This window comes from Paenibacillus pinisoli (genome assembly GCF_003605435.1).
Taxonomy (GTDB): Bacteria; Bacillota; Bacilli; order Paenibacillales; family Paenibacillaceae; genus Pristimantibacillus; species Pristimantibacillus pinisoli.
The window spans coordinates 73,959-89,901 of record NZ_QXQB01000004.1 but is presented as its reverse complement, the minus strand read 5'-3'; the positions used below and the strand labels follow the sequence as shown (position 1 = coordinate 89,901).

The window sequence follows — 15,943 nt, the reverse complement described above, 5'->3', positions numbered from 1 at the left end:
CCCGCCTGCTTGCCGCAGACTGGAAATTGCCTTCAAGTAATGGCCCACTTGCCGAAGAAATATGGCTTAACCGAAACGTCCCGAGATATAGTCGCTTGTTTCCTTTTTCACCGGATTGGTGAACATCGTCTCCGTATTGTCATACTCCACCAGCTCGCCGGAGAGGAAGAAAGCGGTTTTGGAGGATATGCGCGCCGCTTGATGCATGTTATGCGTGACGATGACAATACAATAATCCTGCTTCAGCTCGGAGATGAGCTCCTCGACCTTGGAGGTTGATACCGGGTCGAGCGCCGAAGCCGGCTCATCCATCAGAATAATGTCGGGCTTTACCGCGATGGAACGCGCGATGCACAGGCGCTGCTGCTGTCCGCCCGACAGCTTGAGCGCGGAGGTATGCAGTCTGTCCTTCGTCTCCTCCCACAGCGCCGCCTTGCGCAGCGACTCCTCGACGAGATCGTCCAGCTGGCTCTTGTTCTTCAAGCCATGATAACGCGGACCAAACGCGATATTCTCGTAGATCGATTTGTGGAACGGATTCGGACGCTGCCAGACCATGCCGATGCGGCGGCGCAGAAGGACGACATCCGTCTTCGGATGGTTAATATCCTCGTCGCCGATCCAGATCTCGCCCGTCATGCGCGCGTTCGGAATCAGATCGTTCATCCGGTTAAGCGTGCGCAGGAAGGTCGACTTCCCGCAGCCGGACGGGCCGATCAGCGCCGTGACATCCTTGTTGTTGAAGTCTATCGTTACATTCTTGACGGCTTTGTTGTCGCCGTAATATACGCTCAAATCCTTTACGGATATCCCTTTGTCAGCCATATGCCAGTTGCCTCCTATTTCGTAGCGGTAAACTTGCGGTACATGAATCGGCCAAGCCACCTTGCCACAAGGTTGAACAGCAGTACAGTAATGACAAGCACGGCGGATGCGCCTGCGGCGATTTCCGTCGCATCAGGAGCGAGGCCTTCGGAATTGATCTTCCAGATATGGACGGCAAGCGTCTCGGCAGGACGGAACGGATTGAGCGGAGACACCGGGCTAAGCGGGTTCCAATCCGTGAAGTCTAGCCGCGGCGAGCTCATGCCCGCTGTGAAGAGCAGCGCAGCCGCTTCGCCGAATACGCGGCCGGCGGCAAGGATCGTGCCGGATACGATGATCGGGAGCGCGATCGGCAGCATGATCGACGTGATCGTCTTCCACTTCGTAAGGCCAAGCGCCAGAGCCGCTTCCTTCTGCTCGCGCGGCACGCTCTTCAGACCCTGCTCCGTAATCCGCACCATCAGCGGCAGGTTGAAGATCGTCAGCGCCAGGGCGCCTGCCATTAGCGAGAAGCCAAGACCAAAGTAGTTGACCAGCATTAGAAGGCCGAACAGGCCAACTACGATCGAAGGGAAGGAAGACAGGACTTCCACGACGAGACGGATAAAGTCCGTAAATTTGTTCGCTTTCGCATATTCGCTCATATAGATGCCTGCGCCGATGCCAAGCGGTACCGTAATGATCATCGTTAATACAAGCAAGAACAAGGAGTTGAACAATTGGGGACCGATGCCCCCGCCTGCGCGAATGGACTGCGGAGGCGATGTCAGGAAGTCAAAGCTGAGATGCCCGAGGCCGCGCACCATGATAAAGCCGAGCAAGCCGGCCAGCACAAGCACGATCAAACCCGCTACGCCGATAATGACGGCAGTGGCGATCTTGTCTACTGTTTTGGGTTTCATCATAATTTCGACCTCTTTTCCAGCCAGCGTACGATAAAGACGAAGACAAAGGTCATAAGCATCAAGATGAGCGCCAAGGACCAAAGAGCATTGTTATGCGCCGATCCGCTGACCGTGTTGCCCATGCTGAGCGTGATTGCGCTTGTCAGCGTCGAAGCGGATTCGAACAGGCTGCGCGGGATGAACGGCGCGTTGCCGATAACCATCTGTACGGCGAGAGCCTCGCCGAACGCTCTGGCCAGGCCAAGCACGACGCCGGTCAACAATGAAGGCAGCGTCGTCGGCAGCACAACCCGATATATCGTTTGCCAGCGGGTAGCGCCAAGCGCATACGATCCTTCCTTAAGGCCGGAAGGCAGAGACGCCAAGGCATCCGTGGCAACTGTAGTCATCGTTGGTAGGATCATAATAGACAGGACAAGCGCGCCTGCGGCGATGCCGACACCTTGCCCGGGGAATACATCCCTGAAGAAAGGCACGATAACGCTAAGTCCGATAAAGCCGTATACTACGGAAGGAATGCCCGCAAGCAATTCAATTACAGGCTGCAAATATTTGCGCCCGAACTTCGGAGTAATCTCAATCATGAATACCGCTGCGCAGAAGCTGAGCGGCGCCGCGAGCAACGCGGCAAGAATAGACGTGCTGAAGGAACCGAAGATGAACGGCAACGCGCCGAAGGCAGGCGGCTGTCCCTCAGGACTCCACTTCAGGCCTGTTAACAATTCGAGTACATTTACATCATTTTTAAAAAAGGTGCTGAGACCTCTGGAAGCTACAAAGTACACCATCGCAACAATCGTCGTGACGAGAACCAGAACACAGAGAGTCGTATAGATGCGTCCAACCCATTCCTCTGCAAAATGATTGTTGGCTGATATTTTTTTATCGGTAGTTTGGGCCATATGGATCTCCTCTACAGAGCTTGAAAGAGGCAGATCGGTTGTCCGCCTCTTTCGTGCTTTTAGGATAGGAAGCTATCTTATTTTTTTGTGATGTTGCCTTCGATATCACGCACAACTTGCATGTTTTTCGCAGGGATGTAGCCAAGCTCAACCACTGCGCCGTCTTGCACTTCGTCAGTCAGCATGTAGTCCAGGAAAGCTTTAACCACTTCGTTAGGCTCGCCTTTCGTGTACATGTGCTCGTAAGCCCATACCGGATAAGTGCCGTTTGCTACGTTTTCTTCGTTAGCCGCTACGCCGTCATATGCAAGAGTCTTGATGGAATCATCCAGGTAAGACAGGGCAAGATATCCGATAGCGCCTGGTGTTTCGCCGATAATTTTACGAACAGTACCGGAGGAATCCTCTTGGATGGAGCCTTGCAGGTCGTCTGTTTTTGTGCCAAGTGCATATTTCTCAAAAGTAGCGCGAGTGCCGGAGCTTGCTGGACGGTTAACGATTACGATTTTTTGGTCGTCGCCGCCAAGCTCTTTCCAGTTCGTTACTTTGCCAGTGAAGATATCAATCAGTTGTTGTTTTGTCAGTGTATCCACGTTCACTTTAGGGTTAACAACAGCTGCCATTGCAACTACAGCTACTTGATGGTCAACCAGCTCAGCAGCTTTGTCAGCGTCAAGCTTCTCTTCTGCATAGACGTCGGAGTTGCCGATGTCCGCTTGGCCTTCGGATACTTGCGTCAGGCCAGTGCCGCTGCCGCCGCCTTGAACTTGGATCGTTACGCCGCTGTTAGCGTCCATGAACGCTTTGGATGCTTGGTCAACAAGCGGTTGAAGCGCCGAGGAACCTGTTGCCAGAATCGAACCTTCCAGCTTTGTTTCAGGAGTTGGCTCGCCAGACGGCTCTGTGGATGCGTTGCCTGCGTTATTCGTCGCAGGAGGCGTGCTTGCGTTACCTCCCTTGTTCGAGCTTTGTCCGCATGCTGCGAGCGTAAATGTCAATACCAATGCCATAATCAACATGACCGTCTTCTTCATTTCCTAGTTTCCCCTCTCACTACCTGTTTGGTTTTGTTTACAAGACTTATTGTAGAGCGGCGCTATTAACCTAATGTTTTCTGTTTGTAAAATTAACAATTAAATATTATAGAATCCATCTATGTTTTCTCTTATAATATTGATAAAACTAATGATCGTGGAGGCATCTTATGAGTTTGTTAAAAATGAAGTTAATCGTCTACATAGATCGGTACAAACAGATCACCGCCGTTGCCAATGCTCTTGACCTCAAGCAGCCTACCATCAGCTTTCATATGAAAAAAATGGAGGAGGAATGGAGCGTCAAGCTGTTCGAATCCCGGACCGGCAAAGTGCTGCTTACGCCTAGCGGCAAGATGCTGTTGAACTACGCGCTGCAAATTACAGCGTTATATGATGAAGCCATGACCCGCCTGTCCGTCATGCATGAGAGCAAGCGCAAGCGATTCGTGATCGGCTGCACCAACAGCGCCGCCGCCTATATGGCGAGTTCCGGCGCTTTGCGGCAGCTTCAGCCGCTGCGGGAGATCGCCAACATCTCTGTAGCCGTCCATGAGCGCGAGGAGCTGTTCCATAAGCTGGAGCAAGGTACGGTCGATCTGGTCTTGTGCGGGGAAGATCGTATCCACGGCGAAAGCAGCAACTATCGCCACCAAGAGGTAAGCAGCGGAGCCTTGAAGCTCGTCGGCGCAGCCGCGCATCCCCTATTGGCGGCAGCAGCGGACGTTGCCCTGTCCGCCGACATCTTGAAGAGTGCGGCAGAAATGGTGGAGCTCGGAGACGTATCGGTACAGCAATGTATCGCAAAATGGAGCCAAAGCGAAATCCACTATTTCCACACTGGCGTTTCCTACGGCTCCGTCGAGCTTGTCCTGAATCATCTTGCCGATGGCGAAGCGCTCGCTCTGCTGCCCGAATGCCTTGTTCCGCGTGACGGCCGCTATGCCGTATCGGCGCTATGGGGCGATGTTCCCGCGTGGAAATTGTATGCGAGCTGGTCCCGCCACTATTGGGATCAAGAGCTGATCGTTTCCATCATGCGTTTGCTGACGCCAGAATCTGCAGCTTAATCGGCAGAAATTTGGCATGATTCTTTCACAGCTCCACCAATCAGTAATAGAAAACGTTTATTCTTTTCATATCCAATATTTACAAAATGTGCTAATTCTCTTAAAATGGTTCTATGTAAGCGATTTAATTCTCGTTGAAGGGGGAATCGAGTACTAGAGAGGCTTGCATGCCCATACGATTCATATCATTTTAAGAAGAAGGGTTGTGTAATGATGATGAGATTGAGAAAAAAAGCAATAACCATTATGATCTTCTCCGCTATATTGATGGCTCTGCTTCCTGTGCTTCAAGTTAATGCAGGTACGAGGTATCCGCTGACGCCTCCTGCCTATGGATTCTATGAACTCGTCACTGGCTCCGGCAAGCTCGTGGTAGGCGCAATAGGAGAAGCAAATCATCCGATTCCGGAAGCTTATGTACCGGCAATGTGGACATTAACGATTCAAGCTCCTAACGGAGATGTGCTGTACAGCCAAAATCAAGGCTCTTATGTCGTGCTCGACAATCTTCCATATGGAACGTACAAGATCACTTTCCAAGTAGGTAATATTTGGACAATCAACTCCTATTTCTCGGCAGTATTTCAGTAACCATAAATCATCATCAAACATGCTTCTCGGAATAATTCCCGCACTAGCAAGCGCTAATTTCCCTATTCGTGTAAGCGGCTATCATGCACAGCGTAATTCGTATGAGACTAGTCACAGGCTCCTATACCGTGCTGCATAATCTGCCGCAAGGGACGTACAAAGTGACCTTCCAAGCAGGCATCTATACGCATGCTCGCATTACTCGGCTGCATTCCAGTAACCAAACGTTATGCTTATGATGCCCTTTGGGACCGGCCCTTCCTGCACGATTGCAGATCGTTCCGGCCCGAGAGGCATCTTTGCTTTGGCCCGTTGCTTCCTCTTCTGAGTCATTCCAACTCTTCTGACCGGCTGGCATCCACGCTTGGTCATAACGAAAAAGACGGCAATGAAGGAATCTCTTCCTTGCACCGCCATCTTATGATTATGCGTTATATAATTGCAGGTTCAATCGAATTACACATTGAGGTCAGGACGCGAGCCCGTTACGAGGTAAACGACGCTTTCGCCGATATTGGTTGCATGGTCGCCGAACCTCTCCAAGTAACGTCCTACAAAGCTGAGCAGTGAGGACTGCGTAATGTTGCGCGGGTTCTCCATCATAAGCGAGTAAAGCTCGCGTGTGATTTGACCGTACAAAGCATCGACCTGATCGTCGTCCTTCGACATCTTGTAGGCGAGATCCACATTCTCCTGAACGAAAGATTGGATCGACTCGTAAGTCATTTGCCCAACGACCTCAGCCATGCGCGGCAGATCGATCAGCGGCTTGATCAGCTCTTGGCCTTCTAGTCTGAGCACAACCTTCGCGACGTCCACCGCCAGGTCGCCCATACGCTCAAGATCGCTCGCGATGCGGAATGCAGCCAGAATGCGGCGCAGGTCCTTGGCAACCGGCTGCTGGGTGGCGATCAGCTTGGAGCCGATCTCCATAATTTGATCTTCCATTTGATTAAGCTTAGGATCATTCGCAATCATTTCCTTAGCGCGCGCAACGTCGATCGTCTTCAGCGCTTCCATCGAATCCGCAAGAGCCTGCTCAACAAAGCTCCCCATCTCGATAATCAATTGATGAAGCTTCTCCAGCCCCTGGTCAAATTCTTTTCTCACCGTCATCATAATCGTGCCTGCCTCCCCAATCGTCCATTGATGGTTACTCGCTTAGCCGAACCGTCCCGTAATGTAATCCTCGGTGCGCTGGTCTATCGGGTTCGAGAACAGCTTCTCCGTCTCCGCATACTCTACGACCTCGCCATTTAAGAAAAAGACCGTCTGATTCGATACCCTGGCCGCCTGATGCATATTGTGCGTAACCATCACAATCGTATATTTGTCCTTCAGCTCTTGAGCCAGCTCCTCAATCTTCAGCGTCGAGATCGGGTCAAGCGCGGAGGTCGCTTCATCCATCAGCAGAATATCTGGATTCACCGCAATGGCGCGTGCGATGCATAGTCGCTGCTGCTGCCCGCCGGACAGCCCCAGCGCCGACCGCTTCAGATTGTCCTTGACCTCATTCCACAGCGCAGCCGATTTCAAGCTTGTCTCTACAATCTCATCCAGCTCTTTCTTGGTCGTCTTGCCGTGAAGACGCGGTCCGTATGCGACGTTATCGTAGATCGATTTCGGGAATGGATTAGGCTGCTGAAACACCATGCCGATCTTTCTTCTCAACGTCTCCACTTCCACCTCGGAAGAATAGATATCCTTCCCGTTAATAAGCAGCTCGCCTTCAATGCGCGTGCCCGGAATCATGTCGTTCATCCGGTTCAGCGTACGAAGCAGCGTCGACTTCCCGCAGCCGGACGGACCGATGAAAGCCGTAATCGCCTTCTCCGGTATCGTAAGCGAGACGTCCTTCAGCGCATGAAACTGGGTATAGTATAAGTTGAGACGATTGATGTCAATTAATGTTTTCAAGCCGTAATCCCCCTTCGGTCGATTCGCATGATGCCAGGGCATTTGCGAAGCAGCTGGCTTATCGCGTGCAAGCAGCTAGCTTTATCTTGAACAGCCATTATGCGTAAAAAGCGATTCTAGTTCGTTCTCTATCATACTTTTGCAATGTAAATCGCATGTTTCCATTATGTTAACGTAGTGTTAAATGTCGCGCTGCGCAATTGGTCAAGCTCCTCCGATACCTGCTCCGCCTGGCGGTAAGCCTGTTCGGTCAAAAATTCGATCTGCTTCGCGCTGTCCCGGTTCCTCGCCGCAACCTGGAACAGAGAGCCGAATGCATCCTCTGCCGCCTTCACCTGCCGCTCGCTCGCAACCGTCTCATTGCGTCCCGCTTGGGCCAGGCTCGCTGTGTGTCCGATAGCGTCCAGAATGGCCTTCGTCAGCGTCGTAATCTCCAGCGCCGATCTCTTGGTCTGATTGGCGAGATTCATCACTTCGCCGGCGACAACCGCGAACCCGCGCCCATGCTCGCCCGCCCTTGCCGCCTCGATCGAAGCGTTAAGCGCCAGCAGGTTGCTCTGATCCGCAAGCTCCTTGATCAATCCCGACACTTTGCTGATCGAGCCCGCTTCCGTCTGCAGTTCTGTCATCTTCTGCTCTTGCAGCCGCGAAGCATCCGACATATTGCCGAAGGTATGGGTAACGCTGTCCAGCGCGGTCTTGCCGCTTAAGGTCAAATCCACCATATCCGCCGACAACGCCTCTCCTTGCGAGGTCGATTGGCGCACGCTTTCAATCGCGGCCTGAATGTCCTTCATCCGCCGCTCGACCGATTCAATGACGCGAAGCTGGCTTTGCACCGACTGCTGCTGCAGCTTTCTGGACAAGCCTAGCATATGGCCCACGGTCAATATGCCGGTGAACCGCCCGTGCTTCGATACAATGACGCAATCATACAATACGCTCTCATCGCGGCTCAGCGCTTGATCTATAATCGTTTGCGGCGCAATGCCCGACTCCACAATAAGAGGCGCGGAATCCATCAGGACGACAATCGATTTCTCATAATACAAATCCGCGCTGTAGCGGCTTCCCAGCTTCAAAAAGAACCTGTTCCTCATCATAAGGCCTTTCACAGTACCGTCCAATCCGCATACAACGACGCACTCCGCAGCGGGATTCTGCTTAAAGATCCCCATGACCTGCCTGCATGTGTACGATTCATCGGCAATCGGCGCTTCCTGAAGGAATGACTCCAGCCGCACCTCAGGCATGGCTGCGCGAATCATCTCCGTTTTTTTCGCAGGAACGCTCTCAGGCGCCTTCTCACCATTAGGCTTCTTGATAGGGGGGGATATTGGTGCGGCTTCTGCCTCACCAGTGCCTGCACGCTGGGCTCGTTGATCCAGTAATTCGATTGTCATGGATTCACTCTCCTGTCCTATCTTCTCTGGGTACACTATAGGACCTTAGCATCATCCCGGTTTAATGGAGATGTTAACGCAATGTTAAATGTCATACTTTTCCGAAATAATTGCAGGCATATCGGTTATGAAGGCAGTATGATAAACTAGGTATCAAAGAAATAGGCTGTACAGGAAACACGCAACCATTGGAGGAAAACATGATGACAACCAAACACACCGTTATGGAAACGATAGAGCAGCATGCGGAGACATTCCGCGCCATTTCCCGCGCGATCGGCAGCCGGCCGGAGCTGGGTCATGAGGAGTTTTTTGCTTCCGGATTGCTGACGGAGGAGCTGGAGCGGCAAGGATTTGCAGTTGAGCGGGGAACGCTGGGCATTCCGACCGCCTTCATCGGCGAATATGATTCCGGGAAGCAAGGGCCTACAATCGCCTTCCTATGCGAATATGACGCCCTGCCTGAGATCGGCCATGCATGCGGGCATCATTTGATCTGCTCCATGAGCATGGTCGCGGCAGTCGGACTGAAGTCCGTCATCGACGGGCTTGGCGGCAAGATTCGGGTATACGGAACGCCGGCCGAGGAGACGAAGGGCGCCAAAGTGCCGATGGCGGAGGCAGGCTTGTTCGACGATTGCGACATCGCTCTTATGGCGCATCCCTACCATTCCTTCGAGCGTTCCGGCGAATCGCTTGCGCTCGACGCCATCCAATTCGAATATGCAGGCGTTGCTGCCCATGCCGCAGCAAGCCCGTATGAAGGCGTGAACGCGCTGGATGCCGTGCTGTCGCTGTTCCACAATGTGAATGCGCTTCGCCAGCAGACAAGGAGCCATGCCCGCATCCACGGCATTATCGACAATGGCGGGAAGGCTCCGAACATTATTCCGGATTACGCCTCTGCCAAGTTCTATGTACGCTCGGCCAATCGCGTGTATACGAATGAGCTGACAGAGAAAGTGAAGCGCATCGCAGAAGCGGCGGCGCTGGCGACAGGCACGACGCTTACGATGAGCAACTATGAATTTTCGTACGACGAGCTGCTGACGAACGAGACGTTGTCCAGCCAATTCAACGCGAATCTCATGGAGGCAGGAATCGCTCCGGAGGAGATCGAATCCGGCAAGGACAACGGCTCGCTGGATCTTGGCAATGTATCCGTACGCTGTCCGGCGATTCACCCGTATGTGAAAGTCGTTGATGAGAGGTACTTGCTGCATACGGAAGCGTTCCGCGATGCGGCCATGAACGAACGCGCGCTGGACGGCATGATTTTTGGCGCGAAGATGCTGGCCGGAACCGCTTATGATGTAGCATCGAGTCCCGAGCTGCTGGAGCGGATCCGCGCAGAATTCCAGGCGCAGACCTCGAGGCCATAGCAGACCAGGGCCGAACACCTATAAGAGGAATGATATGACGATGTCGGACAATCCGATTCCAATCGAGAACAAGAGCTTGAATGCGGGGATACCCAAATCCCAAATCGATCTTATTACCCAAACCTGTCTGCTCGCAGGCAAAATCATCCTCCAGAACGGAGGAGAAACGTATCGCGTCGAAGATACGATGGTTCGCATCGCGGCCGCGTACGGCATTGAAAGCTCGCACAGCTTCGTTACGCCGACGGGCCTTATCTTCGCGATCGACGGGGCGTCGCATGTCACCCGTCTGTATCGCATCTCGGAGCGCAATAACAATCTGATGAAAGTATCGATGGTGAACGATATCTCCAGACGAATCAGCGGCGGCAGTCTGCCTGTAGAGGAAGCCTTCCGCTTGCTGGAGGATATCGACCGCACGCCGAATGCTTACCGGAATGTGTACAAGGTGCTTGCCGCTTCGATCGCGAGCGGCTGCTTCCTCATCATGTTCCAGGGCAGCTGGCTGGATTTCCTGCCGGTGGCGCTGATCGGCGGGTTCGGTTTTTTATTTTTCCTAATTATCCATCACTTTGTGCCAATCAAATTTTTTGCGGAATTTCTGACAGCGATTATGATCGGGGCGGCTGCGTCGCTTGTCGTCCACTTCGGCCTTGGGGTCGATCTGGACAAGATCATAATCGGATCGGTCATGCCTCTTGTTCCCGGCCTTCATATTACGAATGCCGTCCGGGACCTCATGGCCGGCCATCTCGTATCCGGGCTGTCGAAGGGCGCGGAAGCCTTCTTGACCGCATTCGCCATCGGTGCCGGCATCGCAACTGTCTTGACCTTTAATTAATATAGAACACGCGCAGGGGGAGCTAAGAGCTCATGTACTTCGTTGCCCAAATCTTAACCAGCTTTATCGCATCCGCCGCCTTCGGCTTCGTCTTCAACGTCCCGTTGCGGCTGCTGCCTCATTGCGGCGCTGTCGGCATGGCCGGCTGGATCGTCTACATTATCGGAATTGAGCTGAATCTGGATGCGATACCCGCCACGCTCATTGCCGCTTTTCTGGTGACGGTGCTCAGCCAGTGGTTCTCCAAGCTGAACAAGACGCCCATCATCTTATTCAGCGTATCCGGCATTATCCCGCTGGTGCCTGGCGGGCTCGCCTACGATGCCATGCGCCATGTGGTCGAGGACCAATATGACACCGCTGTGCAGCTGGCGGTAAAAGCCTTCATGATATCCGGCGCCATCGCGATCGGACTTGTATTCTCTGAAGTGATTAATCAAATTATTCGCAGATCAGAACGTTGAGGGAGGGCCCGAAGCAATGGAGGCAATCAACGAAAAAGTCGTATACGAGAATCCGCTGTTGTCCATTCGAATATTCCGTACGCTTCGGGATGAAGGCGGATTTACGAATTGGCATTATCATAAGCAGCTTGAGCTGCTGCTCATTATGGAGGGCCAGCTTGACGTCTATCTGGAAGAGGACAGCTATCACCTCGAACCCGGAGAAGTAATTATTATCGGCGATTCTGAGCTGCACCGCGACCGGAGCAGCAAAGTGCTGGACTACATCGTGCTCCAGTTCGATCTGGAGCAGTTCTTCGACCATAGCTCCATTCCTTATATGCGGTATTTCTCGGAGACGCATACGCCACTTAGCAAAGCGAACTATATCTTCCGCGAGAACGAGGAACTCAAGAAGCGGACTGCTGCGTGCATTGAGGGAATCCTGGAGGAAGTAAAGCGCAAGGACACCGGCTATGAGCTGGCCGTCAGCATTCTGATCAAGCAGATTCTGCTATTGCTGCTGAGAGGCGACACGCGCAAAATGCTCGTCGAGCAAGACAATTTCGAGAAGATCAGGCTGAAGCCGGTGCTTGATTATGTGGAGAACCATCTGAACGACCGCATTCAAGTCGAAGAGGTCTGCAAAATCGCCAATATGAGCTATTACTATTTCGTCAAGTATTTCAAAAAAACGATCGGCCTGTCCTTCACCGAATATGTCAATTACCGGAAAGTGAAATGGGCAGAACGCATTCTGCTGACCAAGGACCTCAGCATCTCCGAGGTCGGCGAGAAGATCGGCATGCCGAATATGGCGCATTTCTACAAGATGTTCAAGAAATACAACGATTGCTCGCCTAAGCAATTCCAGCGCAAGATGCTTACATGGCAGCGGCCATAACTTTCATACAGGCATAAAAAAGCTCGCATCCCTAATCATTTAGGGTTTGCGAGCTTTTTCGGCATGACCAGCTTGTAGCCAACGCCGCGTATTGATTCGATCTGGACAGATTGCTGTCCGAGCTCGAGCTTCTTGCGCAGCGAGCTGACATGAACGTCAACCGTGCGCTGTCCGCCGATGTAGTCGAAGCCCCAGACGACATTCATCAGATCGTCGCGGGTAATGACCATGCCCGGGCGCTGCACCAGATAGAGCAGCACTTCGAATTCCTTCGGTCTAAGCGGAATCGGCTCTCCGCCTACGATAACCTCGTACTTCTCCGGGTAGATCGACAATTCGCCTACCGTTATGACTTTCTCATTGGTCGCCACCGGCGGGGCGTCATCCTGCTGCGTCCTTCTGAGTACGGCCGACACGCGCGCGAGCAGCTCCGCTACGCCGAACGGCTTCGTAATATAATCATCTGCGCCATGCTTCAGCCCCTGCACGACCTCTTCCTCCGCGTTGCGCGCGGTCAGAATAATGACGGGCGTACGCACTCCGTTCTGCCGGAGCCGGTTGAGCACTTCGAAGCCGTTCAAGCCAGGCAGCATAATATCAAGAATAATAAGATCGAAACTCCGCTGCAGCGCCGTCTGCAAGCCTTCGCCGCCATGGTCGATCACTGTCGTCTCGTACCCTTCTTGCGTCAAGTTGTACGACAGCAGTCTAGCGAGCGTCGGTTCGTCTTCAATAACTAGCACTTTATGCGACATAATGACCTCCAACCTTGGGATCCTGGGCAAGGGCGCCCTGTCTCCCGTATCAAGATGAATCATCCTTAGTTTACCATGGTTTCATAAAGAATAGGTAAACCTTTTTATTGAACCACTGGCAATTCTATCGTAAATGTGGTGCCGACCCCGACCGTGCTTGTCACGGACAGCGTTCCTTTATGCAGCTCCACCAGATGCTTAACGATAGACAAGCCAAGCCCTGTTCCGCCCGAGCTCCGCGATCTGGCTTTGTCGACGCGGTAGAAGCGCTCGAAGATGCGCGGCAGATCCTTCTTCGGAATGCCGATGCCCGTATCCGATATCTGAATCCGAATATGGTCCTGATCGGATGCAAGCACGGATACGCTCACGCGTCCGCCTTCAGCCGTATAGTTAATGCCGTTGGAGAGCAAATTCATCATAATCTGGCGCAGACGGTCCTCGTCCGCCTCTACGTACAGACCCGGCTCAATGGTGTGGCTGAGCTCAATATTTTTGCGCTTCGCAACCGGCTCCAGCAGGGTAAACGTCTTGGCTACGAAGCTCTCCAGCTCCACAGGGGAGAAATACAGCGGTACCCGGCGCGACTCGATCTTCGACAGCTCCAGAATGTCTCCGATCAAGCGGTTAAGCCGCTCGCTCTCGTCGAAGATGATCTGGAGGAACGACTTTGCCGTCTCCTCGTCCTTCACCGCGCCCCCAAGCAGCGTCTCGGCAAATCCCTTCACCGCTGCGACCGGCGTCTTCAGCTCATGCGATACGTTCGCCACAAACTCGCTTCTCATCCGCTCCAGTCTGCGGATCGCGGATACGTCCTGCAGCACCAGCAGCACGCCGCCGAATTCGCCTGGCCCGCTCTGGCTGATCGGCACGAGATTGAGCTCCAGCAGCCTTTCTTCCGGGAAGTAGAACGTAATCTCTTCGCGCAGATGCCTGCGCGTATCGAGCGCCTCCTGAATAATTTGCGCCAGCTCGTATTGCTGCTTCGCCTCCATGAAATGCCGTCCGACCAGATCCCTGGCCGAGAAGCCTAGCACTTCCTCCGCCCGGCGGTTCATGAGCAGAATCTGCCCTTTTGCATCAATCATCACGACGCCGTTAATCATGTTCGCAAGAACGCTTTCCAGCTGGCTTTCATTTTGCTTAATGCGCGTCATCTGCACCTGCAGACTGTCCGCCATGGCATTAATCGCCGTTCCCAGCTCGCCAATCTCGTCATGCTTTCTTACCTTTACGCGCGCGCGGTAATCCATATTTTTAATTCGTTTTGCAACCTTCGTGATCTGCTCCAGCGGCCCCGTCAAGCTTTGCGCAATCTGATAGCTGATCAATGCGGCAATCACGAAGAGGATAAGCAAGCCGCCAATCAGCACCATCGTGAGCCTGCTTATGCTCTGATCGACCTCCTGCAGGCTCATCGCCAGACGAAGCACGTACGGCTCCTGGCCTGCTTTGATTTCGACCGGAATCGCCACATAGATCATGTTTTGATGCATCGTCTCGCTGGGACGGACGGCACGGCCTGTCCCCTTCTTGAATGCATCTACCACTTCTTCGCGGTCCAGATGGTTGTCCATCTTGGAGGCATCATAATCCGAATCGCCGACGACCACCCCGTCGCTGCGGATAAACGTAACCCTGGCATCCGTATAAGTCTTCAGCTCATTCGCTTCCGCCGTATAGTAGGATGTCATGGACCCCAAATCTTCGCCTTTATGCCAATCCATCTTGGCCGCAATGACCTTCATCTGCCGCACCATGTTGTCTTCCAGCGCATTAATATGATTTTCTTTGAATGTCTTCATCATGAGCATGCCCGCCGCAAAGACGGATATGGCGATCATCGATATCATGATGAACGTTAGTCTCGCACGAAAGCTGTTCATCTTATTGGCTCCTTCTCATTCGGCTATCCATCGTTTATCCTACATGCGCACTGCCGCTTGCGCCAGTCTTATCTTTATTAAGTTTTTGTAAAACGTAATGATGTACGGTCGCCAGCGGCTGCTGCACCAGAATGGACAATACGACAGGCACGGCTGCCAGCGGACTGAAGTAACCCAGCGCAAGCACAATGCCAAGCGAGATATTGCGCATTCCCGTCGCATACGAGACCGTGATCTGCAGCTCGCTGTTGCGCAGGAATGACGTCCCCAGGAAGCCAAATGCATAACATAACCCGACTAGTGCAATGACAGCAGGCACAAGCACAAGCATATCCTGCTTCAACTGATCGACATACGGCGAGATCGCCGCCGCATTCAAGGATACCACACCGACAAAGCACAGCTTCGACAGGGGCGCCGTATACGGCTTCGTCCGCCCCTGAATCTTGCCCTTCGACCATTCGTTCAGCGCAACACCGATGACAGTCGGCACTACAATCAAGATGACGAGGTCCAGCATAATCGGACCTGCGTCTATATGTGCTGTCGTTCCGAAGAAGAGGTGAATGGCGGCAGGCACCACAAGCGGGCTTAGCAGCGAATCCAGCACGACGAGCGCCAGCACCAGCGGAACGCTGCCGCCGGACATGCTGACCCACAGCACGGTGGATACGCCAAGCGGAATAATCGTAAAGAGCACAAGTCCGACCACATAAGGCGAATCAGCGCCGAACAGCGCTGTGCCGCCCCAGTATGCCGCCAGAGGCGACACCAGATGGGCTAGCATCAAAGTAAGCCCCATAATGCCTGGCTTCTTCAGGACGCCGCCAAGCTCGGAGAGGCCGCAGCCCAGTGCCATCGTCAGCGTCACGAACGCGAACAAATAAGGCACAGCCTGAACCATCGGGCTTAGCGCATCGGCAAATATAAATCCAAGCACTAGCGAACCTGGAATAATCAGAAACATCCACTTTTCAAAAAAACGGTTAAACGCAAGTCCCCGCTCTCGCATGTCCATCCCTCAATCTTCTCTCTAGTCTCTCTATATGTTTAAGCTTTATAATAGCATAGACAGTATAGGGTTC

The 15,943-nt window shown here is 53.1% G+C and carries 16 protein-coding genes; 6 read left to right on the top strand and 10 right to left on the bottom strand.

The window, feature by feature from the left end; all coding sequences use genetic code 11:
- Positions 1-66 precede the first annotated feature (66 nt).
- The 4 genes from pstB (D3P09_RS17580) to D3P09_RS17565 all read right to left on the bottom strand — a co-directional run bounded on the left by pstB (D3P09_RS17580) (position 67) and on the right by D3P09_RS17565 (position 3,666).
- Positions 67-825 (bottom strand): phosphate ABC transporter ATP-binding protein PstB, encoded by a 759-nt coding sequence (gene pstB, locus D3P09_RS17580; RefSeq protein ID WP_120112643.1) that lies wholly within the window; start codon positions 823-825, stop codon positions 67-69.
- Between the two features lie 14 nt (positions 826-839).
- Positions 840-1,727: a phosphate ABC transporter permease PstA gene (pstA, locus tag D3P09_RS17575; protein WP_120113323.1), complete on the bottom strand. Its 888-nt coding sequence runs from the start codon at positions 1,725-1,727 to the stop codon at positions 840-842.
- A complete protein-coding gene (pstC, locus tag D3P09_RS17570) occupies positions 1,727-2,632 on the bottom strand; it encodes a phosphate ABC transporter permease subunit PstC (RefSeq protein WP_120112641.1) in 906 nt (301 codons plus the stop codon). The genes pstA and pstC overlap by 1 nt, the downstream gene beginning before the upstream one ends.
- Positions 2,633-2,709: 77 nt before the next feature.
- Entirely contained in the window at positions 2,710-3,666 is a 957-nt protein-coding gene (locus D3P09_RS17565; RefSeq protein ID WP_120112639.1) for a phosphate ABC transporter substrate-binding protein, read from the bottom strand.
- 170 nt (positions 3,667-3,836) lie between these two features.
- Here D3P09_RS17565 and D3P09_RS17560 point away from each other — a divergent pair, with 170 nt between their 5' ends.
- Both D3P09_RS17560 and D3P09_RS17555 read left to right on the top strand, forming a co-directional pair.
- Positions 3,837-4,736, top strand: a complete 900-nt coding sequence (locus D3P09_RS17560) for a LysR family transcriptional regulator (RefSeq protein ID WP_120112637.1) — start codon at positions 3,837-3,839, stop codon at positions 4,734-4,736.
- Between the two features lie 210 nt (positions 4,737-4,946).
- On the top strand, positions 4,947-5,327 hold the full coding sequence (locus D3P09_RS17555; RefSeq protein ID WP_120112635.1) for a hypothetical protein: 381 nt from the start codon (positions 4,947-4,949) through the stop codon (positions 5,325-5,327).
- 456 nt (positions 5,328-5,783) lie between these two features.
- Here the strand turns inward: D3P09_RS17555 and phoU are convergent, their stop codons facing one another.
- The 3 genes from phoU to D3P09_RS17540 all read right to left on the bottom strand — a co-directional run bounded on the left by phoU (position 5,784) and on the right by D3P09_RS17540 (position 8,647).
- Complete coding sequence (gene phoU / locus D3P09_RS17550) at positions 5,784-6,443, bottom strand: phosphate signaling complex protein PhoU (protein ID WP_120113322.1); 660 nt, start codon at positions 6,441-6,443, stop codon at positions 5,784-5,786.
- A 45-nt stretch (positions 6,444-6,488) separates the two neighbouring features.
- Positions 6,489-7,286, bottom strand: a complete 798-nt coding sequence (gene pstB / locus D3P09_RS17545) for a phosphate ABC transporter ATP-binding protein PstB (RefSeq protein WP_120112633.1) — start codon at positions 7,284-7,286, stop codon at positions 6,489-6,491.
- A gap of 122 nt (positions 7,287-7,408) precedes the next feature.
- A complete protein-coding gene (locus D3P09_RS17540; RefSeq protein WP_120112631.1) occupies positions 7,409-8,647 on the bottom strand; it encodes a methyl-accepting chemotaxis protein in 1,239 nt (412 codons plus the stop codon).
- Between the two features lie 203 nt (positions 8,648-8,850).
- On the opposite strand from D3P09_RS17540, the gene D3P09_RS17535 reads away from it, so the two are divergent.
- The 4 genes from D3P09_RS17535 to D3P09_RS17520 are packed head-to-tail and all read left to right on the top strand — an operon-like array spanning position 8,851 to position 12,217.
- Entirely contained in the window at positions 8,851-10,029 is a 1,179-nt protein-coding gene (locus D3P09_RS17535; protein ID WP_120112630.1) for a M20 family metallopeptidase, read from the top strand.
- A gap of 34 nt (positions 10,030-10,063) precedes the next feature.
- Positions 10,064-10,870, top strand: coding sequence for a threonine/serine exporter family protein (locus D3P09_RS17530; protein ID WP_243644287.1), 807 nt, complete (start codon positions 10,064-10,066; stop codon positions 10,868-10,870).
- A gap of 32 nt (positions 10,871-10,902) precedes the next feature.
- Complete coding sequence (locus tag D3P09_RS17525; RefSeq protein WP_120112628.1) at positions 10,903-11,334, top strand: threonine/serine exporter family protein; 432 nt, start codon at positions 10,903-10,905, stop codon at positions 11,332-11,334.
- A 16-nt stretch (positions 11,335-11,350) separates the two neighbouring features.
- Positions 11,351-12,217 carry a helix-turn-helix domain-containing protein gene (locus D3P09_RS17520; RefSeq protein WP_120112627.1) on the top strand — a complete coding sequence of 289 codons (867 nt, stop codon included), beginning with the start codon at positions 11,351-11,353 and terminating at the stop codon, positions 12,215-12,217.
- Positions 12,218-12,252: 35 nt separating this feature from the next.
- On the opposite strand, the gene D3P09_RS17515 is transcribed toward D3P09_RS17520, so the two are convergent.
- The 3 genes from D3P09_RS17515 to D3P09_RS17505 all read right to left on the bottom strand — a co-directional run bounded on the left by D3P09_RS17515 (position 12,253) and on the right by D3P09_RS17505 (position 15,876).
- Positions 12,253-12,972 carry a response regulator transcription factor gene (locus D3P09_RS17515; RefSeq protein WP_120112625.1) on the bottom strand — a complete coding sequence of 240 codons (720 nt, stop codon included), beginning with the start codon at positions 12,970-12,972 and terminating at the stop codon, positions 12,253-12,255.
- 104 nt (positions 12,973-13,076) lie between these two features.
- A complete protein-coding gene (gene pnpS, locus D3P09_RS17510) occupies positions 13,077-14,858 on the bottom strand; it encodes a two-component system histidine kinase PnpS (RefSeq protein WP_120112624.1) in 1,782 nt (593 codons plus the stop codon).
- A 34-nt stretch (positions 14,859-14,892) separates the two neighbouring features.
- Positions 14,893-15,876 carry a bile acid:sodium symporter family protein gene (locus tag D3P09_RS17505; protein WP_243644285.1) on the bottom strand — a complete coding sequence of 328 codons (984 nt, stop codon included), beginning with the start codon at positions 15,874-15,876 and terminating at the stop codon, positions 14,893-14,895.
- Between the last annotated feature and the right edge of the window lie 67 nt (positions 15,877-15,943).

Coding starts and splice junctions, on each gene's coding strand:
- pstB (WP_120112643.1), bottom strand. CDS start 825: ATGGCTGACAAAGGGATATCCGTAAAGGATTTGAGCGTATATTACGGC.
- pstA (WP_120113323.1), bottom strand. CDS start 1,727: ATGAAACCCAAAACAGTAGACAAGATCGCCACTGCCGTCATTATCGGC.
- pstC (WP_120112641.1), bottom strand. CDS start 2,632: ATGGCCCAAACTACCGATAAAAAAATATCAGCCAACAATCATTTTGCA.
- D3P09_RS17565 (WP_120112639.1), bottom strand. CDS start 3,666: ATGAAGAAGACGGTCATGTTGATTATGGCATTGGTATTGACATTTACG.
- D3P09_RS17560 (WP_120112637.1), top strand. CDS start 3,837: ATGAGTTTGTTAAAAATGAAGTTAATCGTCTACATAGATCGGTACAAA.
- D3P09_RS17555 (WP_120112635.1), top strand. CDS start 4,947: ATGATGATGAGATTGAGAAAAAAAGCAATAACCATTATGATCTTCTCC.
- phoU (WP_120113322.1), bottom strand. CDS start 6,443: ATGACGGTGAGAAAAGAATTTGACCAGGGGCTGGAGAAGCTTCATCAA.
- pstB (WP_120112633.1), bottom strand. CDS start 7,286: ATGCCCTGGCATCATGCGAATCGACCGAAGGGGGATTACGGCTTGAAA.
- D3P09_RS17540 (WP_120112631.1), bottom strand. CDS start 8,647: ATGACAATCGAATTACTGGATCAACGAGCCCAGCGTGCAGGCACTGGT.
- D3P09_RS17535 (WP_120112630.1), top strand. CDS start 8,851: ATGACAACCAAACACACCGTTATGGAAACGATAGAGCAGCATGCGGAG.
- D3P09_RS17530 (WP_243644287.1), top strand. CDS start 10,064: ATGACGATGTCGGACAATCCGATTCCAATCGAGAACAAGAGCTTGAAT.
- D3P09_RS17525 (WP_120112628.1), top strand. CDS start 10,903: ATGTACTTCGTTGCCCAAATCTTAACCAGCTTTATCGCATCCGCCGCC.
- D3P09_RS17520 (WP_120112627.1), top strand. CDS start 11,351: ATGGAGGCAATCAACGAAAAAGTCGTATACGAGAATCCGCTGTTGTCC.
- D3P09_RS17515 (WP_120112625.1), bottom strand. CDS start 12,972: ATGTCGCATAAAGTGCTAGTTATTGAAGACGAACCGACGCTCGCTAGA.
- pnpS (WP_120112624.1), bottom strand. CDS start 14,858: ATGAACAGCTTTCGTGCGAGACTAACGTTCATCATGATATCGATGATC.
- D3P09_RS17505 (WP_243644285.1), bottom strand. CDS start 15,876: ATGGACATGCGAGAGCGGGGACTTGCGTTTAACCGTTTTTTTGAAAAG.